This is a genomic window from Phaeocystidibacter marisrubri, assembly GCF_008933165.1.
Taxonomy (GTDB): domain Bacteria; phylum Bacteroidota; class Bacteroidia; order Flavobacteriales; family Schleiferiaceae; genus Phaeocystidibacter; species Phaeocystidibacter marisrubri.
The window spans coordinates 1-2,846 of sequence record NZ_WBVQ01000006.1 but is presented as its reverse complement, the minus strand read 5'-3'; the positions used below and the strand labels follow the sequence as shown (position 1 = coordinate 2,846).

8 protein-coding genes are annotated in these 2,846 nt (G+C 41.2%); all 8 read right to left on the bottom strand.

Annotated features, from left to right (window positions below; genetic code table 11):
* Nucleotide 1: 1 nt before the first annotated feature.
* Nucleotides 2–244: a hypothetical protein gene (locus tag F8C82_RS14625; protein WP_151694371.1), complete on the bottom strand. Its 243-nt coding sequence runs from the start codon at nt 242–244 to the stop codon at nt 2–4.
* A 39-nt stretch (nt 245–283) separates the two neighbouring features.
* On the bottom strand, nt 284–559 hold the full coding sequence (locus tag F8C82_RS14620) for a hypothetical protein (RefSeq protein ID WP_151694370.1): 276 nt from the start codon (nt 557–559) through the stop codon (nt 284–286).
* A gap of 39 nt (nt 560–598) precedes the next feature.
* Nucleotides 599–784, bottom strand: a complete 186-nt coding sequence (locus tag F8C82_RS14615) for a hypothetical protein (RefSeq protein ID WP_151694369.1) — start codon at nt 782–784, stop codon at nt 599–601.
* Between the two features lie 40 nt (nt 785–824).
* On the bottom strand, nt 825–1,076 hold the full coding sequence (locus F8C82_RS14610) for a hypothetical protein (RefSeq protein ID WP_151694368.1): 252 nt from the start codon (nt 1,074–1,076) through the stop codon (nt 825–827).
* A gap of 254 nt (nt 1,077–1,330) precedes the next feature.
* Complete coding sequence (locus tag F8C82_RS14600) at nt 1,331–1,861, bottom strand: hypothetical protein (protein ID WP_151694366.1); 531 nt, start codon at nt 1,859–1,861, stop codon at nt 1,331–1,333.
* A 19-nt stretch (nt 1,862–1,880) separates the two neighbouring features.
* A complete protein-coding gene (locus F8C82_RS14595) occupies nt 1,881–2,393 on the bottom strand; it encodes a hypothetical protein (protein WP_151694365.1) in 513 nt (170 codons plus the stop codon).
* Entirely contained in the window at nt 2,390–2,605 is a 216-nt protein-coding gene (locus F8C82_RS14590) for a hypothetical protein (RefSeq protein WP_151694364.1), read from the bottom strand. Before F8C82_RS14590 ends, F8C82_RS14595 begins: the two co-directional genes overlap by 4 nt.
* A 27-nt stretch (nt 2,606–2,632) precedes the next feature.
* Nucleotides 2,633–2,846, bottom strand: a 214-nt coding sequence (locus F8C82_RS14920; RefSeq protein ID WP_223279618.1) for a hypothetical protein, incomplete at its 5' end; no start/stop codon positions are given.

The following is a 2,846-nucleotide window of genomic DNA, read 5'->3' as shown; positions in this document are numbered from 1 at the left end:
TTCATAGCGCCCATAGGTTTCGACTTCTACCGAATTGAACCTTAACTGTATCGACAACCCTTACCACGCCTAGCCGCTTCAAATAGCTCATTTTCGCTGAAACACTAGCGTAGGGATAGTCAATTGACGCAGCAATGGTATGAGCGTCAGAATTTGGGTTTTTCTCCAGAAAGTCGATGATCTGAGTTTCAATACCAGATTTAGGACTATCGGATGCAAAATTGAATGGAGCGTAACAAATCATAATGTTTGAGATTAGTTTTGATCTCCGACGTTGAGGGGGTTATAATTTTTCAGAAATCATAGGTGTTCCTTTGTCATAGACCTTTTTGAAATCTTCTCTACCATTTGGATGGAATTCTTCATCAATCATATCTTCCAATTCAGAATCACGGAAACAACCATATTCAGGTTCTTCTGGATCAATGAAGTAATCTTCGTCCAACCGCATTACTTCCAATTGAGAGATTGCTTCATCTTCTCTCCATATGATTACTTTCTTTTCAAGTTCAGCCTCTGGCAACTCATTGCAGAATGCTTTCAATTCTTTCCAGTTCATAGTTTAATTCTTACCCGCCACATCCCCGGCGGTGTGGGGTTATTGTAGGAGCTTTTTTAGCCTAGAGCCGCCATAGGCATTTTGGGTTAATTCAATTCCCTCAGGAAGACTCGTTAAGCTTCTCAGGTAAACATATCCTTGGTTGTTGAACTGGATTCCATCGTCTATCATGTCAAAGGCTAATCCTTTTTCATTCAAGTGATCAATAAATGATTCTTTTGTCATAATCTCTCTATTTTCCCGCATCATCCCCTGCGGTGTGGGGTTAACCAAAAGGCTCCCAGTCGTCTTTTGTGAATTTTCCAGTTTTTTCAACAACTTCTATAACGCTACTCATAGACATGTACAAAGGTGAACCGTTGACGTCTGAACCAAAACACCACCCATCACCGGGGACATCGTCTAAGTAAATTTCAAAATCGCAAACGCTTTGAACTTTGCTAGCAATAATATCAATGGCTGAGTTATATCCACTTTTTGCATTTTTTAACCTTTGTAAATCTCTGTTAAACTTCATATCATATTATTTTATTCCGCATCATCCCCTGCGGTGTGGGGTTAGTGATATTTCCAGTTCAATACATCTTTAATTTCATTGCCATTTAAATCAAACCAGTGTAGGGCGGAGTCCCATCCCTCTCGTAAGTATCCTAGTTTCTTTGGACTGCCCTTTGAATCAATTTGAAGCAAGGGACTCACCCAGTGTTTATTCAATCGACGGTTTCTGATTGGTAGTTCTATATCTGGGCTCATAATTGTCGATATGTTCAGTTAATACCTTTTATCCGTCCAGTGGATGAGCTTTCGAATAATGACTTCATCTTCAAATCCAATTCTTGCAAGGGCCTCAATTGATCCTAGTCCTTCATTAATTGCGAGTTCTTCAAGGTCATTATGCCATTCGTAAAGCCTATCAACGCCGTGATGCATAATAGTTCCGTATAACCTCTCATTCATACTGAACTCTTGCAATCCTAGGTAGTTGGTAATTTTTATCTGATCGACATTTGTGCACTTCACAAGCGGGCCGAAGGGGAATTTCTCTCCTTCCGGGGTGACGGCTAGGAATTCGATGTCATTGCCGGGGTCACATTCGAAGCCTGCCGGTACTATGTGGTGGCACTTCTTTAGACAGAGTTCGGACCAGTAGAATTTCATATCCACAAATGGCATTTTCTCGAACCCTTCAAAGTCCCAATCCGATAATTTCAATTCATTTTGAAGACAGTAGGCGATCATCTCAGGCCAATGTGTAGGCTGGCCATTCGCGTAGTGGGTGTGTATGGGGATTTGTCGTTTCATTTCTTTCTTCTTTACGTGGTTAATACCTTTTATCCGTCCAGTGGATTAGCCCCTTGTACTTCGGAGTTGGATATACTTCACAGAATTCATCATAACTATCAAACCCTTCGTTCAATAAGAACTCCTTGAATTGCTCATTCCTTAGGGTTTTTGTTTTGAGATTCAGTAGGCTGATACCCATAAACCACCCATTTCTGTCTTCCTTTCGGTCAATAGATATCGGATATACTCCAGTACACTTCACGTACGGGGCGAATTTGAATTTCTCTCCATCTGGAGTCACAGCTAGGAATTCGATATCGTCTCCAGGATTACATTCGAAGTCAGTAGGTACGATGTGGTGGATCTTATCAGGTAGAGGAAAACCAAAGGTGTTCCATAGGAGAATAGTGTGCATAATTGGGTGATCTTCAATGGATTTTGGAATCTCGCCGTCCAAGCCATTTCTCAACAGTCCTGTTAATATCAATTCGGGCCATCTGGTTGGCTCACCGTTAGCGTAGTGGGTGGGGATTTGGATCTGTCGTTTCATCGTCTTCTCTTTTTTAGTGCGGCTATCGAGAATGTTGTAATGACTCCAAATGATGCCAGGTGAACGATTGCCCAACCGATCCAAAGAAGTTTAGAGGTGACGGCCATTTCTATACTCTCTTTCATGATGATAAAAGAGTTCACAATGGAGGCTATCATTAAAACTTCTCCGATCAATGCAATCAGAAATGCTATTTTGATTTGATTTTTCATGTTCTACAGTGGTATTAATGATGAGTGTCAATTGACGTCGGCCAAACGCTCGGATTTGTACTGAAGCAATTCAGGAATAAATTCTGGCCAAAGCCTTTGTGTTTTCTTCAATAGCTCCTTGTAACCTTTATCCGTTGGATCCAAAAGCCATTTTTTAGCCTCCAGTCTGAAGAGTCTCGTTTTATTCCTGGTCGTTCTTTGTGCTTTTGAGAGCGATCGTTTCCGGTCCTTCTCTTGAAGA

Bases quoted from the DNA above. Each gene is read 5' to 3' on its own strand.
- F8C82_RS14620 (WP_151694370.1), bottom strand. From the start codon at position 559: ATGAACTGGAAAGAATTGAAAGCATTCTGCAATGAGTTGCCAGAGGCT.
- F8C82_RS14615 (WP_151694369.1), bottom strand. From the start codon at position 784: ATGACAAAAGAATCATTTATTGATCACTTGAATGAAAAAGGATTAGCC.
- F8C82_RS14610 (WP_151694368.1), bottom strand. From the start codon at position 1,076: ATGAAGTTTAACAGAGATTTACAAAGGTTAAAAAATGCAAAAAGTGGA.
- F8C82_RS14595 (WP_151694365.1), bottom strand. From the start codon at position 2,393: ATGAAACGACAGATCCAAATCCCCACCCACTACGCTAACGGTGAGCCA.
- F8C82_RS14625 (WP_151694371.1), bottom strand. From the start codon at position 244: ATGATTTGTTACGCTCCATTCAATTTTGCATCCGATAGTCCTAAATCT.
- F8C82_RS14590 (WP_151694364.1), bottom strand. From the start codon at position 2,605: ATGAAAAATCAAATCAAAATAGCATTTCTGATTGCATTGATCGGAGAA.
- F8C82_RS14600 (WP_151694366.1), bottom strand. From the start codon at position 1,861: ATGAAACGACAAATCCCCATACACACCCACTACGCGAATGGCCAGCCT.